This is a genomic window from Pseudomonas sp. S2_E02, assembly GCF_054668355.1.
In genome coordinates this window covers 5,558,070-5,577,484 of sequence record NZ_CP162761.1, presented here as the reverse complement: position 1 = coordinate 5,577,484, position 19,415 = coordinate 5,558,070, and the positions used below count along the sequence as shown (strand labels likewise).

The 19,415-nt window shown below is 59.6% G+C and carries 19 protein-coding genes; 9 read left to right on the top strand and 10 right to left on the bottom strand.

What is annotated here, in order from left to right:
• Positions 1 to 8: 8 nt before the first annotated feature.
• The 8 genes from lptC to AB4O01_RS24835 all read left to right on the top strand — a co-directional run bounded on the left by lptC (position 9) and on the right by AB4O01_RS24835 (position 5,528).
• Positions 9 to 581, top strand: coding sequence for an LPS export ABC transporter periplasmic protein LptC (gene lptC / locus AB4O01_RS24870; RefSeq protein WP_038357537.1), 573 nt, complete (start codon positions 9 to 11; stop codon positions 579 to 581).
• Entirely contained in the window at positions 568 to 1,113 is a 546-nt protein-coding gene (gene lptA, locus AB4O01_RS24865) for a lipopolysaccharide transport periplasmic protein LptA (RefSeq protein ID WP_016984154.1), read from the top strand. Before lptC ends, lptA begins: the two co-directional genes overlap by 14 nt.
• Positions 1,113 to 1,838 (top strand): LPS export ABC transporter ATP-binding protein, encoded by a 726-nt coding sequence (gene lptB / locus AB4O01_RS24860; RefSeq protein ID WP_008085069.1) that lies wholly within the window; start codon positions 1,113 to 1,115, stop codon positions 1,836 to 1,838. Before lptA ends, lptB begins: the two co-directional genes overlap by 1 nt.
• A 187-nt stretch (positions 1,839 to 2,025) precedes the next feature.
• Positions 2,026 to 3,519 (top strand): RNA polymerase factor sigma-54, encoded by a 1,494-nt coding sequence (locus AB4O01_RS24855; RefSeq protein WP_093435977.1) that lies wholly within the window; start codon positions 2,026 to 2,028, stop codon positions 3,517 to 3,519.
• Positions 3,520 to 3,592: 73 nt separating this feature from the next.
• Positions 3,593 to 3,901: a ribosome hibernation-promoting factor, HPF/YfiA family gene (hpf, locus tag AB4O01_RS24850; protein ID WP_116254663.1), complete on the top strand. Its 309-nt coding sequence runs from the start codon at positions 3,593 to 3,595 to the stop codon at positions 3,899 to 3,901.
• Positions 3,902 to 3,912: 11 nt separating this feature from the next.
• Positions 3,913 to 4,377 (top strand): PTS IIA-like nitrogen regulatory protein PtsN, encoded by a 465-nt coding sequence (gene ptsN / locus AB4O01_RS24845; RefSeq protein ID WP_093435969.1) that lies wholly within the window; start codon positions 3,913 to 3,915, stop codon positions 4,375 to 4,377.
• 2 nt (positions 4,378 to 4,379) lie between these two features.
• Complete coding sequence (gene rapZ / locus AB4O01_RS24840) at positions 4,380 to 5,237, top strand: RNase adapter RapZ (RefSeq protein ID WP_038357533.1); 858 nt, start codon at positions 4,380 to 4,382, stop codon at positions 5,235 to 5,237.
• 15 nt (positions 5,238 to 5,252) lie between these two features.
• Positions 5,253 to 5,528 carry an HPr family phosphocarrier protein gene (locus tag AB4O01_RS24835; RefSeq protein WP_186624820.1) on the top strand — a complete coding sequence of 92 codons (276 nt, stop codon included), beginning with the start codon at positions 5,253 to 5,255 and terminating at the stop codon, positions 5,526 to 5,528.
• 94 nt (positions 5,529 to 5,622) lie between these two features.
• On the opposite strand, the gene AB4O01_RS24830 is transcribed toward AB4O01_RS24835, so the two are convergent.
• The 6 genes from AB4O01_RS24830 to pmbA form a co-directional block, all read right to left on the bottom strand.
• Positions 5,623 to 6,516: a ZIP family metal transporter gene (locus AB4O01_RS24830; RefSeq protein WP_460089880.1), complete on the bottom strand. Its 894-nt coding sequence runs from the start codon at positions 6,514 to 6,516 to the stop codon at positions 5,623 to 5,625.
• Between the two features lie 30 nt (positions 6,517 to 6,546).
• A complete protein-coding gene (locus tag AB4O01_RS24825) occupies positions 6,547 to 7,158 on the bottom strand; it encodes a superoxide dismutase (RefSeq protein ID WP_116254665.1) in 612 nt (203 codons plus the stop codon).
• A gap of 1 nt (position 7,159) precedes the next feature.
• On the bottom strand, positions 7,160 to 7,600 hold the full coding sequence (locus AB4O01_RS24820) for a hypothetical protein (RefSeq protein ID WP_016984162.1): 441 nt from the start codon (positions 7,598 to 7,600) through the stop codon (positions 7,160 to 7,162).
• Positions 7,601 to 7,627: 27 nt separating this feature from the next.
• Positions 7,628 to 9,004, bottom strand: coding sequence for a class II fumarate hydratase (locus AB4O01_RS24815; RefSeq protein WP_460089879.1), 1,377 nt, complete (start codon positions 9,002 to 9,004; stop codon positions 7,628 to 7,630).
• Entirely contained in the window at positions 8,985 to 9,392 is a 408-nt protein-coding gene (locus AB4O01_RS24810; RefSeq protein WP_099758003.1) for a FagA protein, read from the bottom strand. The genes AB4O01_RS24815 and AB4O01_RS24810 overlap by 20 nt, the downstream gene beginning before the upstream one ends.
• 251 nt (positions 9,393 to 9,643) lie before the next feature.
• Positions 9,644 to 10,990, bottom strand: coding sequence for a metalloprotease PmbA (gene pmbA / locus AB4O01_RS24805; protein ID WP_093435945.1), 1,347 nt, complete (start codon positions 10,988 to 10,990; stop codon positions 9,644 to 9,646).
• A 108-nt stretch (positions 10,991 to 11,098) separates the two neighbouring features.
• On the opposite strand from pmbA, the gene yjgA reads away from it, so the two are divergent.
• Positions 11,099 to 11,623, top strand: a complete 525-nt coding sequence (gene yjgA, locus AB4O01_RS24800; RefSeq protein ID WP_007915377.1) for a ribosome biogenesis factor YjgA — start codon at positions 11,099 to 11,101, stop codon at positions 11,621 to 11,623.
• Between the two features lie 51 nt (positions 11,624 to 11,674).
• Here yjgA and tldD read toward each other — a convergent pair whose 3' ends face one another.
• From tldD to rng, 4 genes are all read right to left on the bottom strand, one after another.
• Positions 11,675 to 13,117: a metalloprotease TldD gene (gene tldD / locus AB4O01_RS24795; RefSeq protein ID WP_034154473.1), complete on the bottom strand. Its 1,443-nt coding sequence runs from the start codon at positions 13,115 to 13,117 to the stop codon at positions 11,675 to 11,677.
• Positions 13,118 to 13,121: 4 nt separating this feature from the next.
• Complete coding sequence (locus tag AB4O01_RS24790) at positions 13,122 to 13,982, bottom strand: carbon-nitrogen hydrolase family protein (RefSeq protein WP_099758001.1); 861 nt, start codon at positions 13,980 to 13,982, stop codon at positions 13,122 to 13,124.
• 58 nt (positions 13,983 to 14,040) lie between these two features.
• The gene (locus AB4O01_RS24785; RefSeq protein WP_460089877.1) at positions 14,041 to 17,847 is read right to left on the bottom strand and encodes a YhdP family protein; all 3,807 of its coding nucleotides are present in this window, start codon (positions 17,845 to 17,847) and stop codon (positions 14,041 to 14,043) included.
• Between the two features lie 75 nt (positions 17,848 to 17,922).
• Complete coding sequence (rng, locus tag AB4O01_RS24780) at positions 17,923 to 19,380, bottom strand: ribonuclease G (protein ID WP_034154470.1); 1,458 nt, start codon at positions 19,378 to 19,380, stop codon at positions 17,923 to 17,925.
• Positions 19,381 to 19,415 lie beyond the last annotated feature (35 nt).

Sequence of the window (19,415 nt, the reverse complement as noted above, 5' to 3'; positions counted from 1 at the left end):
GCCAAACCATGTTCAGCAAAAAATTTCGTAACTTCCTGCTGTTCGGCTGCATCGCTGCGATTTTCGCAGCGGTCGGCTATTGGAATATCAGCCCGGAACGCTTTCTCGACAAACCACCGGTCACCTCGGTTGAAACGCCTATCGACTGGTATGCAACCAACACGCATACCCTGCAATACCTGCCGGATGGCAAGGTGCAGTATGAGATGACGTCCGAAAAAGCCGAGCACGTGAAGGCAACCGACGTCACGCTCGTGACCAAACCCGACCTGAACATGTATCGCGGAACAGAATTTCCGTGGCACGTTACCAGTGAGCGCGGTGAAGTGAACTCAGGCGGCACCGAAGTCGAACTGATCGACTCGGTACGCGTTGCGCGCACCGATGAAAAGAAGCGTGACATCCTGATCACGTCCACTCGCATGACCGTGTTCCCGCAGCAGGAATATGCGCAGACCGAGCAACCCGTTAGAATCGACGGCGCTGGCGGTGTATCGACTGGCGTTGGAATGAAAGCGTACCTGAAGGAAAGCAGGATACACCTGCTATCGAACGTAAGAGGACAGTATGAGGCTCGTTAAAACCCTCCCTATTTTGCTCAGTCTGGGCGCAGCACTGGGAAGCGTGAGCGCCTGGGCTCTGCCGAACGATCAGCAGCAACCTATCCGCATTCAGGCCGACGACGCCCAACTGGACGACAAGAACGGCATCGCCACCTATAAAGGTGATGTGATCATCACCCAAGGTTCGATGATCGTTAAAGGCAACACCGTCACCATGACTCGCGCGCCGAATGGAGATATCGACGTGGTGACCTCCGTGGGCAACCTGGCTTATTTCGAGCAGTTGCAAACCCAGGGCGACACCAAACCGGTTCAAGGCTACGGCGTGACGATTCAATACCATGCCCAGCAAAACCGCGTCGTGCTGATCGACAAGGCCAAGGTCGTCGACAAAGACGGCAACGTCACTCAGGGCGAGAAAATCGTCTACGACACCGTGAAGAAACTGGCCAGCGCTGGTCGCGCTACCGGCAGCAAGGTCACCGAAACGCGTCCGCGCATCGACATGGTGATCCAGCCGAAGAAGAAAACCGACGAGAAAACCCAGTAATGGCAACTCTGAAAGCTCAGCACCTGGCCAAGGCCTATAAAAGCCGCCAGGTCGTGCGTGACGTCAGCCTGTCGATCGACAGCGGCCAGATCGTCGGCCTGCTCGGCCCGAACGGTGCCGGCAAGACCACGTGCTTCTACATGATCGTCGGCCTGGTACAGGCCGATCAGGGTCGCGTGCTGATCGACGATCTGGACGTCAGCCACCAGCCGATGCACGGTCGCGCCAAGGCCGGTATCGGCTATCTGCCGCAAGAAGCGTCGATCTTCCGAAAACTGTCGGTGGCCGACAACATCATGGCCATCCTCGAGACCCGTCAGGAGCTCGACAAGGCCGGCCGTCGCAAGGAGCTGGAAAGCCTGCTGCAGGAATTCCACATCAGCCACATCCGCGACAACCTTGGCATGAGCCTGTCCGGTGGTGAACGTCGCCGGGTGGAAATCGCTCGCGCGCTGGCAACGGCACCGAAATTCATCCTGCTCGACGAACCGTTCGCCGGTGTCGATCCGATCTCGGTCGGCGACATCAAGCAGATCATCCACCACCTCAAGGCCAAGGGCATCGGTGTATTGATCACCGACCACAACGTCCGTGAGACGCTGGACATCTGCGAAACCGCTTACATCGTCAACGATGGTCAACTGATCGCCGAAGGCGATGCAGAAACCATCCTGGCCAACGATCTGGTCAAGGAAGTGTATCTGGGCCACGAGTTCCGCTTGTAAGCGTAACAGTGCCCGGTGCGCCGCCCGGGCGCTGTATCGATTCAAGCAGGAATTAATACGCTTTAATTGTTACAGCGCTCTAGGCAAACACTTCAGTTTCAGGCATATAATTTGCTTAAGTTTGGCGCCCCGGCGCCCTGTAGTGGATGGCGCATAGCGCCGGCGAATAAGGTGTTAAGCCCCTGCCATGAAACCATCGCTAGTCTTGAGAATGGGCCAGCAGCTGACGATGACACCGCAGCTGCAACAGGCCATCCGCCTGCTCCAATTGTCGACCCTGGATCTGCAACAGGAAATCCAGGAGGCTCTGGAATCCAATCCGATGCTCGAACGCCAGGAAGAAGGCGAAGACTTCGACAATTCCGACCCTATGGCCGACAACGCCGAACAGAAGCCCAACACCGAGATCCAGGAACCCTCGTATCAGGAAACCGCGCCGACGGTGGACAACCTGGAGGAAGGTGACTGGAGCGAGCGTATCCCCAACGAACTGCCGGTCGATACCGCCTGGGAAGACGTCTATCAGACCAGCGCCAGCAGCCTGCCCAGCAGCGATGACGACGAATGGGACTTCACCACCCGCACGTCCGCCGGCGAGAGCCTGCAAAGCCACCTGCTGTGGCAACTGAACCTGGCACCGATGTCCGACACCGATCGCCTGATCGCCGTCACCCTGATCGATTGCATCAACAATCAGGGCTACCTGGACGAAACCCTCGAAGAAATCCTCGAGGCGTTCGATCCGGAACTCGACATCGAACTCGATGAAATCGAAGCCGTCCTGCACCGCATTCAGCAATTCGAACCTGCTGGTATCGGCGCGCGCAACCTTAGTGAATGCCTGCTGCTGCAATTGCGTCAGCTACCCGCCAAGACGCCTTGGCTGGCTGAAGCGAAACGTTTGGTCAGCGATTACATCGACCTGCTCGGCAGCCGCGATTACAGCCAGTTGATGCGCCGCATGAAGCTCAAGGAAGACGAGCTGCGCCAGGTCATCGAACTGGTGCAAAGCCTCAATCCGCGCCCTGGCTCGCAAATCGAATCCACTGAAGCCGAATACGTTGTCCCTGACGTCATCGTGCGCAAGGACAACGAGCGCTGGCTGGTCGAGCTGAATCAGGAATCGGTGCCGCGTCTGCGCGTCAACGCCCAGTACGCCGGTTTCGTCCGCCGTGCCGACACCAGCGCCGACAACACCTTCATGCGCAATCAGTTGCAGGAAGCCCGCTGGTTCATCAAGAGCCTGCAGAGCCGCAACGAAACCCTGATGAAAGTAGCCACCCAGATCGTCGAGCATCAGCGCGGTTTTCTGGAGTACGGCGACGAGGCCATGAAACCGTTGGTTCTGCACGACATCGCTGAAGCGGTCGGCATGCACGAATCGACCATTTCCCGGGTGACCACACAGAAATTCATGCATACCCCGCGCGGTATTTATGAACTGAAATACTTTTTCTCCAGCCACGTCAGCACCTCCGAAGGCGGCGAATGCTCGTCCACGGCGATCCGCGCGATCATCAAAAAACTGGTTGCCGCGGAAAATCAGAAAAAGCCGTTGAGTGACAGCAAGATCGCTGGTTTACTGGAGGCACAAGGCATTCAGGTGGCTCGCCGCACCGTCGCCAAGTACCGCGAATCCCTCGGGATCGCGCCTTCGAGCGAACGCAAGCGGTTGATGTAAGCCACGTTACAGCGTTCCAGTGGCAGGCTATCCAGCCTGCCGCTTTATGCACTGGCAACGAAGGAGAAGCTGTATGCAAGTCAACATCAGTGGACACCAACTGGAAGTGACCCAACCTCTGCGTTCCTACATCGAGGAAAAACTCCAACGACTGGAGCGCCATTTCGACAAGATCACCAACGTGCAAGTCACGATGTGCGTCGAAAAGCTGAAGCAGAAAATCGAAGCCACCTTGCATATTCCCGGCGGAGAAGTGGTTGCCAATGCCGAGCATGACGACATGTATGCCGCCATTGACCTGCTGACCGACAAGCTGGATCGCCAACTCAAAAAGCATAAGGAAAAGACCCAAAGCCTCCTCCAGGGCGCGACCGGTCGATAACCCCCCATTCCATGATCCGACTTGAAAGTATCCTGACCCCCGGCCGTTCCCTCGTGAACGTGCCGGGCGGCAGTAAAAAGAAAGCCCTCGAACAAATTGCCAACCTGATCGCCCGCGAAGTGGCGGATCTGGAGATGCAAGATGTCTACGAGGCACTGATTGCCCGTGAAAAACTCGGTTCCACCGGTTTTGGTAACGGCATCGCCATTCCCCATTGCCGCCTCAAGGGTTGCACAGCACCGATCAGTGCGCTGATGCACCTTGATGCTCCGATTGATTTCGACGCCATTGACGGCGCACCGGTTGACCTGCTGTTTGTTTTGCTGGTCCCGGAGGCTGCCACCGATGCGCACCTGGAGCTGCTGCGCCAGATCGCCAGCATGCTCGATCGCAAGGAAGTGCGTGAAAAACTGCGCAGCGCTCCAAGCAATGAAGCGTTGTATCAGGTTGTCCTGGACGAGCAGAACGGGCACTAATCATGCGCTTGATCATCGTCAGCGGCCGTTCCGGCTCGGGTAAAAGTACGGCTCTGGATGTCCTTGAGGACAACGGCTATTACTGCATCGACAACCTGCCCGCAGGCTTGCTGCCGGAACTGGCCGAACGCGCGCTGATTCACACGGAACTGGCGCAGCCGCTGGTAGCCGTGTCCATCGATGCGCGCAACCTGCCGAGCCACCTGACACGCTTTCCCGAACTGCTTGAAGATGTCCGGGCCAAACACATCCAGTGCGACGTCCTGTATCTGGACGCCGACGAAGAAACCCTGCTCAAGCGTTTCTCCGAAACCCGCCGTCGTCACCCGCTGAGCAACGCCAACCGCTCACTGGCCGAGGCGATCCAGGATGAAACCGCCCTGCTCGGCCCGATTGCCGACCTCGCGGACCTGAAGATCAACACCACCAATCTGAACCTGTACCAGTTGCGCGACTCCATCAAGCTGCGTCTGCTGAACCAGCCGGAGCCGGGGACCGCATTTCTGGTCGAGTCCTTCGGCTTCAAGCGCGGCATGCCGGTGGATGCGGACCTGGTGTTCGATGTGCGCTGCCTGCCCAATCCGTACTGGAAGCCGGAACTGCGCGCGCAATCGGGTCTCGATGCGCCGGTGGCTGAATACCTGGCGGCACAGCCGGAGGTCGAAGAAATGTTTCAGGACATCTTCACCTACCTGCACAAGTGGCTGCCACGCTTCGCCGCGAGCAACCGCGCTTACGTCACCATTGCCATTGGCTGCACCGGCGGGCATCACCGCTCCGTCTACCTGACCGAACGTCTGGGTCAGGCCCTGCAGAAAACCCTGAAGAACGTCCAGGTTCGCCACCGCGACCTCACTTAAAGGATTCACACCGCGATGCCTGCTCTGGAAATCGAAATCATCAACAAGCTGGGCCTGCATGCCCGCGCATCGGCCAAGTTTGTCGGGGTGGCCGGGCAGTATCCGGATTGCACGATCAGAGTGGGCCGTACACCAGAGACCACGGTTGATGGCAAAAGCATCATGGCGATGATGATGCTGGCTGCTGGCAAGGGCACCAAGATCTATCTGAGTACCGAAGGTGAAAAGGATCAGGAGGCGCTGGATGCGCTGGTGGCGTTGATCAACAACTACTTCGACGAAGGCGGCTGACAGCCAAAGTCAAAACATCGCAGCCTGCGGCAGCTCCTGCATTGGAATACGTTCCCTGTAGGAACTGCCGCAGGCTGCGGTCTTTTGCTCTGCTTCAACCCAACGCCGTATCCATCACCATCATCAGACAAAACCCGATCAACAGGCCAAGACTGGCCAGTTTGTCATGACCATTGCGTCGCGACTCGGGAATCACTTCATGGGTCACCACAAGCAACATCGCCCCCGCCGCCAGAGCTAGTCCTAATGGCAACAGCACCTGCGCAAGACTGACCAGCCACGCACATAACAACGCAAACACCGGTTCGACCAGACCTGACGCCGCGCCGATCAGAAACGCCCTGACCCGCGACATCCCCGCCCCGGCCAACACCAGCGCAATCACCAGACCTTCCGGGACATCCTGGAAAGCGATACCCATGGCCAGGCTGTCCGCATCCGGCATGCCGCCGCCAGCAGAAACGCCGACGGCCATGCCTTCAGGGATGTTATGGGCAATGATGGCGAACACGAACAGCCAGATCCGTGGTGGAATCACCGGATGCTCGACGGTGCCGACGAGCATTTCCGGGGACGCGCCGGAAACCTTGCGATCGACCAGATACAGCCCGAACGCACCCAGCATGATGCCGAAGCAGATCAGGCCGCTGGCACCCCACGGTGTCAGTCCGAGGCTTTCGGCGGCAGCAATGCCCGGCACGATCAGCGAAAACGCCGTCGCCGCCAGCATCACCCCGGCACCAAAACCCAGCAAGGTATCACTGAGTGTCTGCGGCATCCGCCGGATCACCAGCACTGGCACAGCCCCGAGCGCCGTGCCGAGGGCGCAGATCGCGCCGCCCTGCAACGCCCGCAACAGCCTCGGCTCGAGATTCAGCCATTCCAGTCCGTGGGCGACCAGCAAAGTCATGCCCGCCAACAGCAACAGCGATCCCACTGCGTAACGAAACATACGCCCACTTCCGATCGCCAGCGTTTCAGTGCCCATAGTCAGCCTTGGATTGTTTTTATAGAAGACTTAAACCAGCGCAGCCTGATAACGCGCAGCGACTTCAGGCCAATTGATCACGTTATAAAAGGCGTTGATGTATTCCGGCCGACGGTTCTGATACCGCAGGTAGTAGGCGTGCTCCCAGACATCGAGACCGAGAATCGGCGTGTTGCCGTTCATCAAGGGGCTGTCCTGGTTGCCGCTGCTTTCCACCAGCAGTTTTTTCTCCGGGGTCACGCTCAGCCAGGCCCAGCCGCTACCGAAGCGGGTCAGCGCGGCTTTGGTGAAGGCTTCCTTGAAACTGTCGAGGCCGCCCAATTGTTCATCGATGGCTTTGGCCAACGCGCCGTCCGGTTTGCCGCCGCCGCTTGGCACCATGACTTCCCAGAACAGCGAGTGATTGGCGTGACCGCCGCCCTGATTGATCACTGCCGCACGGAGTTTTTCCGGCAGATCCTTGACGCTGGCGACCAGTTTTTCTACCGGCCATTCGGCGTATTCAGTGCCTTCTACGGCGGCGTTGAGGTTGTTGATGTAGGTCTGGTGATGCTTGGTGTAGTGAATCTCCATAGTCTGCGCATCGATGTGCGGTTCGAGCGCGTCGTAGGCGTAAGGCAAGGCAGGCAAGGTAAAAGCCATTTCAATGGACTCCATGGTGATGGGGGGCCGGCGCGCGGCGCGCATTGCCGGTATCCGGATGCAGCAGGCGTTGGGTGCGCGGGTATTCACCGTGCTCGCTGATGAAATTCAACAGCTCGACGTAAGTCTTGCTGCTCTGGCGCAGCGCCGCTTCACGCAAGGCCAGGCGCTGACGTTCGTCCTGCATGGTCTGCAACAAGCGTTGATGGATGGCGCAGAGGTATTCGGCGCTCTCCTCCGGCTGATTCAGGCGCAAGTGCAGATCGGCCAGGTTGTGGTGGGAGATGACGCAAGCCGCCACCGCTTCGTCGGCATCCGCCCAGCGTTCGAACAACACTTGCGCCAGGGCCAGGGCTTGCAGGTAAGCCTCACGGGCGTCGATCAGTTCGCCGAGCATGAAGCAGCGATTGGCCCGTTCGATCGTGCGTTTCCAGTGCTCCATGGTGAGCCTCCAAAGCGGTTGCAGGGTTTACACGCCGCCGGCGGTGAGTTTCTCGGGGTTGAGCAACTCTTCCAGTTGGCTGCGCGACAGGTCGGTGTGTTCCAGGGCGACGTCGATTACCGCACGGCCTTCCTTGTAGGCCTGCTTGGCGATTTCGGCGGCTTTCTGGTAACCGATGATCGGGTTGAGCGCGGTCACCAGAATCGGGTTGCGCGACAACGCTTCTTTAAGGCGCGACTCGTTCACCTTGAAGCTGACGATGGCTTTGTCGCCGAGCAAGCGGCTGGAATTGGCCAGCAGCTCGATGCTGCTCAGCAGGTTCTGCGCGATGATCGGCAGCATAACGTTCAGTTCGAAATTGCCCGACTGACCGGCAATGGTGATCACCGAATCGTTGCCGATCACCTGCGCGGCAACCATGGCGGTGGCTTCCGGGATCACCGGATTGACTTTGCCCGGCATGATCGACGAGCCCGGTTGCAGGGCTTCGAGTTCGATTTCACCGAGGCTGGCAAGCGGGCCTGAGTTCATCCAGCGCAGGTCGTTGGCGATTTTCATCAGCGACACCGCAGTGGCCTTGAGCTGGCCGGAGACGGCGACGGCGGTGTCCTGCGAGCCGATCAGCGCGAACAGATCCTTGCCCGGGGTGAATTCCACGTCGGTCAATTGACTCAACTGGCGGCTGAAACGTGCGGCGAATTCAGGATGCGCGTTGATCCCGGTGCCGACCGCCGTGCCACCCTGCGCCAGGGATTGCAGGCTTGGCAGCAAATCCTGCAGATGACTGATGTTGGCCTTGAGCTGCTGCGCCCAACCGTTCAGTACCTGGCTCATGCGCACTGGCATCGCGTCCATCAAATGCGTGCGGCCGGTTTTGACGTGGCGATGTACGTGCGTGGCTTTGTGCTCGATCACTTGCACCAGGTGCAGCAGCGCCGGCAGCAGTTGTTCGTGCAGGGCCAGCGCAGCACTGACGTGAATGGTGGTCGGGATGATGTCGTTGCTGCTCTGGCCGCAGTTGACGTGATCGTTGGCGTTGACCGGCTCGCCGAGCAGACGGCTGGCCAGGGTGGCGATCACTTCGTTGGCGTTCATGTTGGAACTGGTGCCGGAACCGGTCTGGAAGATGTCCACCGGGAAATGCGGCATGAAGTCGCCTTCGAGCAAGCCTTGCGCGGCGTCGCTGATGGCTTTGCCCTGCGCGGCGCTGATCTGGTTGAGTTCAACGTTGGCGCGGGCGGCGGCGGCTTTGGCGAGGATCAGCGCGCGGATGAATTGCGTCGGCATCGGTTTGCCGCTAATCGGGAAGTTATCCACCGCGCGCTGGGTTTGCGCGCCGTAGAGAGCGTCCACCGGCACCTGCAGTTCGCCCATGCTGTCGCGCTCAATACGTGTCTTGGTCATCTGAAAATCCTTGCACCAGTTCAATAAGAGGAATCGAGGGCAGCAGTTCGCAGGTGGCGAGCTGCCAGGTATAGCGTTGCCAACGCTGGAGCCGGCATTTGCACAGGGACAGGCGCTCCATTTCACGCAGTGGACGCCAGGCTTGATCGAGACAGAAGCTGCGCCAATGCCACGGCAAGGCGATGTCGGTGGCCGTGTCGAGCAGCAGATGGAAGGAGGTTTCAGCGATGGTCCAGGGAGAAGTCGCCGTACAACAGGCCAGATACCGGCCCTCGGCCAGATAGTGTTCGATCAGGCGCGGTTCGTCGGGATCCATCGCGCAACGGATCTGGCGACTCATCCAGCGCCAGCTTTCGAGGTACGGCTGCTCGTGCAAGGCAGAACTCATGATCCGGGGCTCATCCGATAATGAGATTTATTATTAGATGATAATGAGAACCAAAACAAGAGCGTCGAACCATGCAGATCTCATTGTGAGAGCGAGCCTGCTCGCGAAGGCTTCGTGCCGCTCACCACTGCGGTCGGCCGTGAAATCGCTTTCGCGAGCAGGCTCGCTCCCACATTGGTTTTGTATGGAGCCAATAAAAAAGGCGCGCCACCCGATGAGGTGGCGCGCCTTTTGTGTCTGACGGCCGGGGTTTAGCTGCCCGCGACAGTCATCCGCTCGATCAACACCGAACCGGTGCGAATGTTGCTGCGCAGCTCCAGATCATTACCGACCGCGACGATCTGCTTGAACATATCGCGCATGTTGCCGGCGATGGTCACCTCCTGCACGGCGAACTGGATTTCGCCATTCTCGACCCAGAAACCCGCCGCCCCGCGCGAATAGTCGCCGGTGACCATGTTCAAGCCATGGCCCATCAATTCGGTGACCAGCAAGCCACGGCCCATGCGCTTCAACAGTGCAGCCTGGTCTTCATCGCCATGGGTGACGAACAGGTTGTGTACGCCGCCTGCGTTGGCCGTGCTCGGCATACCCAGTTTACGTCCGGAGTACGTGCCGAGGATGTACGACACCAGCTCGCCCTTTTCGACGAACGGTTTGGCATACGTCGCCAGACCATCACCGTCGTAGGAAGCACTGCCCATCGCGCGCATCAGGTGCGGACGCTCATCGATGGTCAGCCATTCCGGGAACAGCTTCTGCCCCAGGGTGCCTTCAAGGAAGGACGACTTGCGATACAGGCTGCCACCGGACACCGCCGAGAGGAAACTGCCAAACAGACCACCCGCCAGTTCTGCGGAAAACAGCACCGGCACTTCGCAAGTCGGCACCGGGCGCGCGCCCAGACGGCTCGCCGCCCGTTGCGCAGCACGCTGGCCGATGCTTACCGGATCCGCGAGCAAAGTGCCCTGACGGTTTACGTCATACCAGTAATCGCGCTGCATCTGGCCATCGGCCTCGGCAATCATCACGCAACTCAGGCTGTGCCGCGTCGATGCGTAGCCACCAATGAAACCGTGGCTGTTGCCGTACACGCGGCAGCCCTGATGAGTGCTGAGGGTGGTGCCGTCGGCATTCTTGATCCGCGCATCGGCGTCGAATGCCGCCGCTTCACAGAGCAAGGCCTTCTCGATGGCCTGCTCCGGGGTGATGTCCCACTCGTGGAACAGGTCGAAATCGTGTTGTTCCTTGGCCATCAACGCCGCATCGGCCAGGCCCGAGGCTTCGTCTTCGGAAGTGTGTTTGGCGATTGCCAGTGCGGCAGCGACGGTTTCGCGAATCGCATCCGGACCGGTCGCCGACGTGCTGGCCGAGCCTTTGCGCTGGCCCACATACAGGGTGATGCCAAAGCCCTGATCGCGGTTGAATTCGACCGTTTCGACTTCGCGCTGACGCACCGACGTCGACAGTCCCTGCTCCAGCGACACCGCGACTTCGCAGGCACTGGCGCCCTGACGCTTGGCTTCGGCGATGATCTGCTCGACTTGTTCCTGCAGTGCCGGCAATGCCTGCGGGCCGACGCTTTGAACTGCACTCATGCTCATCTCCACTCAAATTCTGCTTTCGGCTGGGGTCATCGAGCGACCGGGCCGGACAAGCGGCCCCCGACTGGTTATCATGGCGGCGTTTCTTTGCGGACTGCCACCATGGTTGATTCTTACGACGACTCCCTCGATACGGGAGAAAAAAGCAAATCTCAGGTCAAACGCGAGCTGCATGCTCTGGTTGACCTCGGCGAGCGCCTGACAACACTCAAGCCAGACTTGATCGCAAAACTGCCGCTGACCGACGCTATGCGCCGGGCGTTGGCCGATGCGCCCAAGCACACCGCGAACATCGCGCGTAAACGGCACTTGCAGTTCATCGGCAAACTGATGCGCGATCAGGACACTGACGCAATTCTGACCTTGCTCGATCAACTCGATGCCTCGACTCGTCAGTACAACGAGCGTTTCCACAATCTCGAACGCTGGCGTGATCGCCTGATCGCGGGCGACGATGCCGTGCTGGAAAAATTCGTCGTCGAGTATCCGGACGCCGATCGCCAGCAACTGCGTTCCCTGATCCGTCAGGCTCAGCACGAGGTTGCGCAAAACAAACCTCCTGCTTCCAGCCGCAAGATCTTCAAGTACATCCGTGAGCTGGACGAGACTCAACGCGGTCTGCGTTGATATTCGCCACCGGGTGGTCGCCCTGCGCGCCACCCGAAGCTCCACCTCCTCTTATGCGCCCGTGCCACCCACGGTGATCGCATCGATTTTCAGCGTCGGCTGACCTACACCTACCGGCACCGATTGCCCATCCTTGCCGCACGTGCCCACACCGCTGTCCAGCGCCAGATCGTTACCGACCATCGACACCCGGCTCATCGCCTCGGGGCCGTTGCCGATCAACGTCGCGCCTTTGACCGGCGCAGTGATCTTGCCGTCTTCGATCAGGTACGCCTCGCTGGTGGAGAACACAAACTTGCCGCTGGTGATATCGACCTGACCGCCGCCGAGGTTGGCGCAGTAGATGCCCTTCTTCACCGACGCGATGATTTCTGCCGGATCGCTTTCGCCACCGAGCATGTAAGTGTTGGTCATGCGTGGCATCGGCAGATGCGCGTAGGATTCACGACGACCATTACCGGTGCGGGCCACGCCCATCAGACGCGCATTGAGCTTGTCCTGCATGTAGCCCTTGAGTACGCCGTTTTCGATCAGCGTGGTGCACTCGGTCGGGGTGCCCTCGTCGTCGACGCTCAGCGAACCGCGACGGCCGCTCAAGGTGCCGTCATCGACGATAGTGCAAAGTTTCGAGGCAACCATTTCGCCCATGCGGCCGCTGTAGGCCGAACTGCCCTTGCGGTTGAAGTCGCCTTCGAGACCGTGGCCGACGGCTTCGTGCAACAGCACACCGGACCAGCCCGAACCCAACACCACCGGCAACGTACCGGCCGGTGCAGGAATCGCTTCCAGATTTACCAGCGCTTGGCGCAACGCTTCACGGGCGTAGCCCATGGCGCGATCTTCGGCGAGGAAATAGCGGTAGTCGGTACGCCCGCCGCCGCCATGCCCGCCACGCTCGCGACGGCCATTCTGTTCGACGATCACACTGACGTTGAAACGCACCAGTGGACGCACATCGGCGGCCAGACCGCCGTCGGTGGACGCCACCAGAATCCGCTCCCACACACCCGCCATGCTGACGCTGACCTGCTGGATACGCGGGTCAAGTGCGCGGGTGGCGACATCGATGCGCTTGAGCAGCTCGACTTTCTCGGCGCGGCTCAACACTTCCAGCGGGTTATCCGGCGCGTATAACTGTGCAACATCTTGAGTGGTAAACGCCTGGACTGTGCCGTTCTGCCCGGCCCGGGAGATCGAACGCGCGGCACGGGCCGCTGCACCGAGGGCTTCAAGGGTGATTGCGTTGCTGTAGGCAAAACCGGTTTTCTCACCGGACTGCGCGCGCACGCCGACACCCTGATCAAGGTTGAAGCTGCCTTCCTTGACGATGCCGTCTTCCAGCGCCCAGGATTCGGAAATCTGGCCCTGGAAATACAGGTCGGCGGCGTCGATGCCGGGGCCGGCCAGGTCGCCGAGCACGCCTTGCAGGCTCTCGATCGTCACGCCGCCGGGCGCCAACAGGTGATCACTGACTGAGGACAACAACTCGCTCATAGGTTTACGCCTTAAATTCGTGTTCTGAGGCAGGCCGCTGTGCGCCCTGCGAGAAAAACCGCCGATGACGCGTCACCGGCATTCGCGCCCTGATGGACGCTTGTTCATTGCTATCGCGCTCGGCCAACAACACCGCTTCGCCTTGATCCTGACTCGCCAGCACCCGGCCCCACGGGTCGATGATTGCCGCATGGCCGAACGTTTCTCGCGGTCCCGGATGGGTTCCGCCTTGTGCTGCGGCAAGCACATAACACTGTGTCTCGATGGCGCGTGCGCGAATCAGCACATCCCAATGCGCTGCGCCGGTCACCGCAGTAAAGGCTGACGGTGCGGTAATCAACTCGGCACCGGCGGCACGTAATTCGCTGTACAGCTCGGGAAAGCGCAAGTCGTAACACACGGTCAGACCGACTCGCCCCACGGGCGTATCGGCAACGACAACGCCACTGCCATAAGCATAGTCATCGGATTCGCGATAACGGCCGCGATTGTCCGCCACATCCACATCGAACAAATGCAACTTGTCATAGCGTGCAACGATTTCGCCATGCTCATTGACCAGCAGCGAGCAGGCGTTGGCTTTGGCCGTCGGCTGATCCACTGGAGGCAACGGCAAGGTGCCGGCCACTATCCATAACTTGAGGTCGCGGGCGGTCTGTTTCAACCACGGCAGGATCGGCCCTTCGCCCAATGCTTCGGCGCGGCCGATATCAGCGATGTCGCGACGGCCCATGGCGGCGAAGTTTTCCGGCAGCACCGCCAGCTTCGCGCCACCGGCCGCTGCCTGTTCGAGCAGGCGCCGGGCCTGGGCCAGATTGGCCAGCACGTCGCTCTGGCTGACCATTTGAATCACCGCTAAAGACATGGCGAACTCCGCAAGAGATATGCGGCCATGCTACTCCATCGGTTCAGTGGCTGGCTGTTCAAAAAGGCTTGTCGAAGGTGATTTTCGGCTCTTTCCATGGGCCTTTGACGGTGTATTTCACACTGGCAAAGCGCGCCACGCGGTCACCGATCAGCTTGTCGATCAGGAACAACGCGCCGCCGACCGCCGGTGCGCCGACGATCAGCGCCGCAATCGGCAGGTTGTTGGTCACCGGCAAGGTCACCAGCAACTTGGCGTCCACCTGATCACCGACCAGATCCAGCGTACCGTCCAGCTCAATGTTGCTCGAAGGACCGGTCAGGCGAATCGGTTCACGGGTGACATACACACCGTTATTTGCCACCAACAGGCCTTTGACCCGGTCGTAGCTCAAGCCTTTGCCGAACAGATCGGAGAAGTCCAGACGCAGACGCCGGCCGATGGAGTTGAAGTTAAGCAGGCCAAACACTCGCAACGCCTGCGCACCGCCCTCCACTTCAACAAACTGACCTTTGTTCAACGACGCATCAAGAGTGCCGGAGAAGCGCTTGGTCGCCAGCCAGGCCGGCGAGCCCGGCCAACGGCCGTCGACGTCCATATGAAATTCTTCGCTGGTCACGCTCGGCGCAAAGCCCCAACCCTTGAGGACATCGGCGAGATTCTTGCCGCCAATCCGGCCCTTGAACCAGCTATTGGTCGCCCCCGGCGCACCTTCCCAGCCGCCGTTGCCCTGCAACAGGATGCCTTTGAGGCCCATATCGAGGTTGTTCAGGGCGATGCCTTTCGCGGTCGGTCGCACTTTGAGCGACCAGCCGCCGACCAGATCCGGCCCGAGAAACAGTTGATTGATGGTGATGTCCAGCGCCGGAATCTTCGTCGGATCGACCGACGCCAACGGGTCTGGCGAATTTTCGTCAGCCTGTACCGTCGGGTCCGGCGCTGGCAGTTTCACGTACTGCAAATTCACCGCAATCGGCACGCCCTTGGCGTCCGGCAGGCTCGCCGAGCCCTTGGCCTGCTGGCTATCGAGAGCCAGATTCCATGCGCCTGGTTTGCGATTGACCTGCACCGATGCCTGATCCAGCGTGGTCCCGAGTGCCGTGAGCTTGCCGACTTTGAAATCAGCACTGTTGAGCAATTGCTTGGCGCTGCCGCCCGGATCCTGCCCGGCGTATTTGTTCACCAGATCCTGCCACGGCGCGACGTCCAGTTCCGAGAGCACCCCGCGAACCCGCAAGCCTTTGGCGCCCGGCAGCACCGCTTCGCCGGCACCGAGGAACAATTCGCCACGGCCCTCGGCAAAATTGCTCGGCGGTGCCGCGAAGGTGAAATTGGCCAGTTGGTCGTAGTTGACCCAATAACGTCGCTCCTGCCCCTGCAAAGTCATACGGAACACGGTATCGCGTCCGACATCTGCCGCCATACCGAACGGTGCCGGCAGATCCACCGCCACACCCTTCATGCTGGAACTGACCATCAACTGGCTGTCGGCGCCGTCCAGATTCAATTGCAACTGATAAGGAATGGTCCCGGAAACCGGCAATGGTTGCGTCACGCCCAGCCAGTCGGTGAGTTTCTTCACTTCGACCTGACCGGATGCGGCAACCCGGGTCTTGAGCTTGCCGGGGCTGCCATCAGCGAAGATCTGCGCGGTCACCGGTTTGTCGAACGCCCGCGCGGCGATGTTCTGCCCGCTGAGTCCTTTGGCGCTGTCAAAGCGGAAATCACCCTTGAGTTGGGTCAGCTCAAGCTTCGGCTCGGCGAGTTTCAGGCGCGCATTGGCGGTTTTGAAGTCGACCAGAATCTTCGGCAGGTCGCCGCCCTTGTCCAGCGGGATGTCCAGTTTGAGCTTGCCTTGCAGATCACCCGCCCCTTCCCATCCGGCAAAGGTCTCACCGGTGCCGATCGGCGCTTCCTGAAGAATCTTCAAGCCATCCCCCAACCCACCGGCAAAGGCGCCATCGAGGAACATATGCGTATGTTGTCCGGCCGGCACATGGGGAATATTGACGAAGACATCGCTGACTTGAGTGTCGAGCAACTGGCCCTTGTCGGCCACGATCCGCACACCACTGTCTTCGATAAACACATCGCCACTGACCTTGCTTACGTGCGGCCAGCCCGGCTGGAACGCCAGTTCAGCGTCGTGCACTTTGAAGAACAGACTGATACTGCGATCGGCCTCCCCGGCATTTTTGCTCAGCGAGCCCTGATACTGGAAGAAGCCCTGATCGACTGCACCTTTGAGGATGGCCGTACGCAGCCACTCGTCGAGCGCCGGGCTGAGCACTTGAGGCAGGTACTTGGCCGTGTAGCGACCGTCGCCATCGACCAGACCGACCCGCAGGTCCATGTAGTCTTCCTGGCTATGGTCGAAATGCAGGCGTATCAGGAAATCGCCGGCAATCTTGCCTTCCTCGCCAAGCACCTTCAGGTACGGAGCGATCAGGGTGAAGCCGTCTTTGTCGAGCTTCCAGGTCAGCCGCGCATTGGCCTGAATGTACTGCCATGGCTTGGCGAAAATCGGGTCGAGGTGCAGGACAAAATCCTTGCTGTCCATGCGCAACTCGCCACCGTCCAGGTTACCGCTGAGGCTACCACTGACGTTTCGTGCTGCCGGAGCGCCGTGATAGGCATCGAAACCAACATTGTCCAGATTGGTGGCGAAACTGAATTTGTTGCCATCGGTGGCATTGGGGCGAAAATCCAGCAGCACGTTGCGCAGCCCACCGGTGACTTTCAGATGGTCAACGGCCGTGGCGAAACCTTGCGGCAACGGCCCCAACGCATTGAGCACCGGGGTGATCGGAGTCAGATCGAGACGATCCGCCTGCAAGTGCCAGAGCTCTTCCACCTTGTCGGTTGCGCGCGTCTGCTTCAGTTGGACATGAGACTCCCAACGGTTTTCGCCGAAACTCATCGCCAGTGAATCGAGGGTAATGGTCGCACCCTCATCACTGTTCTCGTAGTAGGCATTAAGCGCCAGATTATTGATCTGGATCGGCTTGCGATCGGCATAGGCGCCAGTCAGTTGCGGAGCATTCAAGCGTAACGCGGCACTCTGCAGTGTGCCCTTGGCCCAATTGACCCAAAGTTCGCCACCGGCTTTGATCTCGGAAAAATTCCATTGCTGGGTCAGACGTTCTGGCAGCCACTTCGACCAGTCGCTTTGCGGCAGGCTGGCATAACCGTCCACCACACTGTCCTGCCATTGCTCCGGGCGAATCCGCGTGCGCAGGCTCAGTGCAACGGGCTGGCCATCCGGCAAGGTCAAACGCGCATCGAGCCGTTGACGGCTGGCGCCGGTTTTCAGATTGAGGCCGACATAGGTGAGGGTGAGCGGCGCGTGATCCAGCGGTTGCAAAGTTACCTGACTGTCGAGCAACGACAGTTGCTGAATCATTTGCGAACGATTGAACAGTTGCTGCGGGTCGAGCGGCTGATCGTGCTGCACCGGCAGACCTTCCAGCGCCCAACTGCCGTCCTCGGCTTCCTTGAGGCTGATTTTCAGGCCGTTGAGTTCAAGATGGGCAATGCGCACTTCGCGCGCCAACAAGCTGGCCCAAAGATCCGGTACCGCGCGCACTCGATCCAGACGCAACGCATTGGCGCCAGCGCCGACCATCACATCATGGGCCAGCAGGATCGGCGCAAAACCGCTCCAGTTGCCTTCAAGTTCGCCGATCTGCAACGGCATGCCGAGGGCGGCACTCGCCTTGTCTTCGATGTCGGCGCGATATTCGGCCACCAGCGGGGTCAGCTCACGACCGAGACTGACGTACAACGCCATCAACACCAGAACCAACGCGCACAGGCCCAGCCCCCAGCGGGTGAGTGTGGCCAGAATGCGTGTCAGACGCTCCATGTCAGTTGGCTCCCATGGCAAAAATACTGCGAAAAGCTGAGGCCAGCCGCGGTGGAATAAAAGTGACGCAGGGGATCAGAGCAGCACCACGTCATATTGTTCCTGGGAATACATGGTTTCCACCTGGAAGCGTATGGTGCGACCGATAAACCCTTCAAGCTCGGCGACGTTACCGGATTCTTCGTCAAGCAAGCGATCCACCACTTTCTGGTTCGCCAACACCCGATAACCCTCGGCCTGATAGGCGCGCGCTTCACGGAGGATCTCGCGGAAGATCTCGTAACAGATGGTTTCCGCAGTCTTGAGTTTGCCACGCCCCTGACAACTGCTGCACGGCTCGCACAGCACCTGTTCGAGACTTTCGCGGGTACGCTTGCGGGTCATCTGCACCAGGCCCAACTCGGTGATGCCGATGATGTTGGTCTTGGCGTGATCACGCTCCAGCTGTTTTTCCAGGGTGCGCAACACTTGGCGTTGATGCTCTTCATCTTCCATGTCGATGAAGTCGATGATGATGATCCCGCCCAGGTTGCGCAGGCGCATTTGCCGGGCGATCGCGGTGGCCGCTTCGAGATTGGTCTTGAAGATGGTTTCTTCGAGGTTGCGATGGCCGACGAAAGCTCCGGTGTTCACGTCGATGGTGGTCATGGCTTCCGCCGGATCCACCACCAGATAGCCACCGGATTTCAGCGGCACCTTGCGTTCGAGGGCTTTCTGGATTTCGTCTTCGACACCATAGAGGTCGAAAATCGGTCGTTCACCCGGGTAGTGTTCCAGACGATCGGCGATTTCCGGCATCAGTTCGGCGACGAACTGCGTGGTTTTCTGGAAGGTTTCCCGGGAATCGATGCGAATCTTCTCGATCTTCGGGTTGACCAGGTCACGCAGCGTACGCAGCGCCAGACCGAGGTCCTCGTAAATCACGCTAGGCGCGGAGATGGTTTTGATCTGCTCGTTGATCTGGTCCCACAGGCGCCGCAGGTAACGGATGTCCATGAGGATTTCATCGGCGCCAGCGCCTTCGGCGGCGGTGCGCAGAATGAAACCACCGGCCTCCTTGATGCCTTCTTTGGCCACGCAATCGCTGACCACCTGCTTGAGGCGTTCGCGCTCGGCTTCGTCTTCGATCTTCAACGAGATGCCGACGTGGGCGGTGCGCGGCATGTACACCAGATAACGCGAAGGTATCGACAGCTGCGTGGTCAAGCGCGCGCCTTTGGAACCGATCGGGTCCTTGGTGACTTGCACCACCAGGCTTTGGCCTTCGTGCACCAGCGCGCTGATACTTTCGACCGCAGGACCTTCACGTAGAGAAATTTCGGCGGCGTGAATGAATGCCGCGCGGTCCAGGCCGATGTCGACAAACGCTGCCTGCATACCCGGCAGCACGCGGACGATCTTGCCTTTATAGATGTTGCCGACAATCCCGCGCTTTTGTGTGCGCTCAACGTGGACTTCTTGCAGCACACCGTTTTCGACCACCGCCACGCGCGACTCCATCGGCGTGATGTTGATCAGAATCTCTTCACTCATGGCAGGATCTCGTTCAGGCGTGTTCACGATAATGG

Coding starts and splice junctions, on each gene's coding strand:
- lptC (WP_038357537.1), top strand. CDS start 9: ATGTTCAGCAAAAAATTTCGTAACTTCCTGCTGTTCGGCTGCATCGCT.
- lptA (WP_016984154.1), top strand. CDS start 568: ATGAGGCTCGTTAAAACCCTCCCTATTTTGCTCAGTCTGGGCGCAGCA.
- lptB (WP_008085069.1), top strand. CDS start 1,113: ATGGCAACTCTGAAAGCTCAGCACCTGGCCAAGGCCTATAAAAGCCGC.
- AB4O01_RS24855 (WP_093435977.1), top strand. CDS start 2,026: ATGAAACCATCGCTAGTCTTGAGAATGGGCCAGCAGCTGACGATGACA.
- hpf (WP_116254663.1), top strand. CDS start 3,593: ATGCAAGTCAACATCAGTGGACACCAACTGGAAGTGACCCAACCTCTG.
- ptsN (WP_093435969.1), top strand. CDS start 3,913: ATGATCCGACTTGAAAGTATCCTGACCCCCGGCCGTTCCCTCGTGAAC.
- rapZ (WP_038357533.1), top strand. CDS start 4,380: ATGCGCTTGATCATCGTCAGCGGCCGTTCCGGCTCGGGTAAAAGTACG.
- AB4O01_RS24835 (WP_186624820.1), top strand. CDS start 5,253: ATGCCTGCTCTGGAAATCGAAATCATCAACAAGCTGGGCCTGCATGCC.
- AB4O01_RS24830 (WP_460089880.1), bottom strand. CDS start 6,516: ATGGGCACTGAAACGCTGGCGATCGGAAGTGGGCGTATGTTTCGTTAC.
- AB4O01_RS24825 (WP_116254665.1), bottom strand. CDS start 7,158: ATGGCTTTTACCTTGCCTGCCTTGCCTTACGCCTACGACGCGCTCGAA.
- AB4O01_RS24820 (WP_016984162.1), bottom strand. CDS start 7,600: ATGGAGCACTGGAAACGCACGATCGAACGGGCCAATCGCTGCTTCATG.
- AB4O01_RS24815 (WP_460089879.1), bottom strand. CDS start 9,004: ATGACCAAGACACGTATTGAGCGCGACAGCATGGGCGAACTGCAGGTG.
- AB4O01_RS24810 (WP_099758003.1), bottom strand. CDS start 9,392: ATGAGTTCTGCCTTGCACGAGCAGCCGTACCTCGAAAGCTGGCGCTGG.
- pmbA (WP_093435945.1), bottom strand. CDS start 10,990: ATGAGTGCAGTTCAAAGCGTCGGCCCGCAGGCATTGCCGGCACTGCAG.
- yjgA (WP_007915377.1), top strand. CDS start 11,099: ATGGTTGATTCTTACGACGACTCCCTCGATACGGGAGAAAAAAGCAAA.
- tldD (WP_034154473.1), bottom strand. CDS start 13,117: ATGAGCGAGTTGTTGTCCTCAGTCAGTGATCACCTGTTGGCGCCCGGC.
- AB4O01_RS24790 (WP_099758001.1), bottom strand. CDS start 13,982: ATGTCTTTAGCGGTGATTCAAATGGTCAGCCAGAGCGACGTGCTGGCC.
- AB4O01_RS24785 (WP_460089877.1), bottom strand. CDS start 17,847: ATGGAGCGTCTGACACGCATTCTGGCCACACTCACCCGCTGGGGGCTG.
- rng (WP_034154470.1), bottom strand. CDS start 19,380: ATGAGTGAAGAGATTCTGATCAACATCACGCCGATGGAGTCGCGCGTG.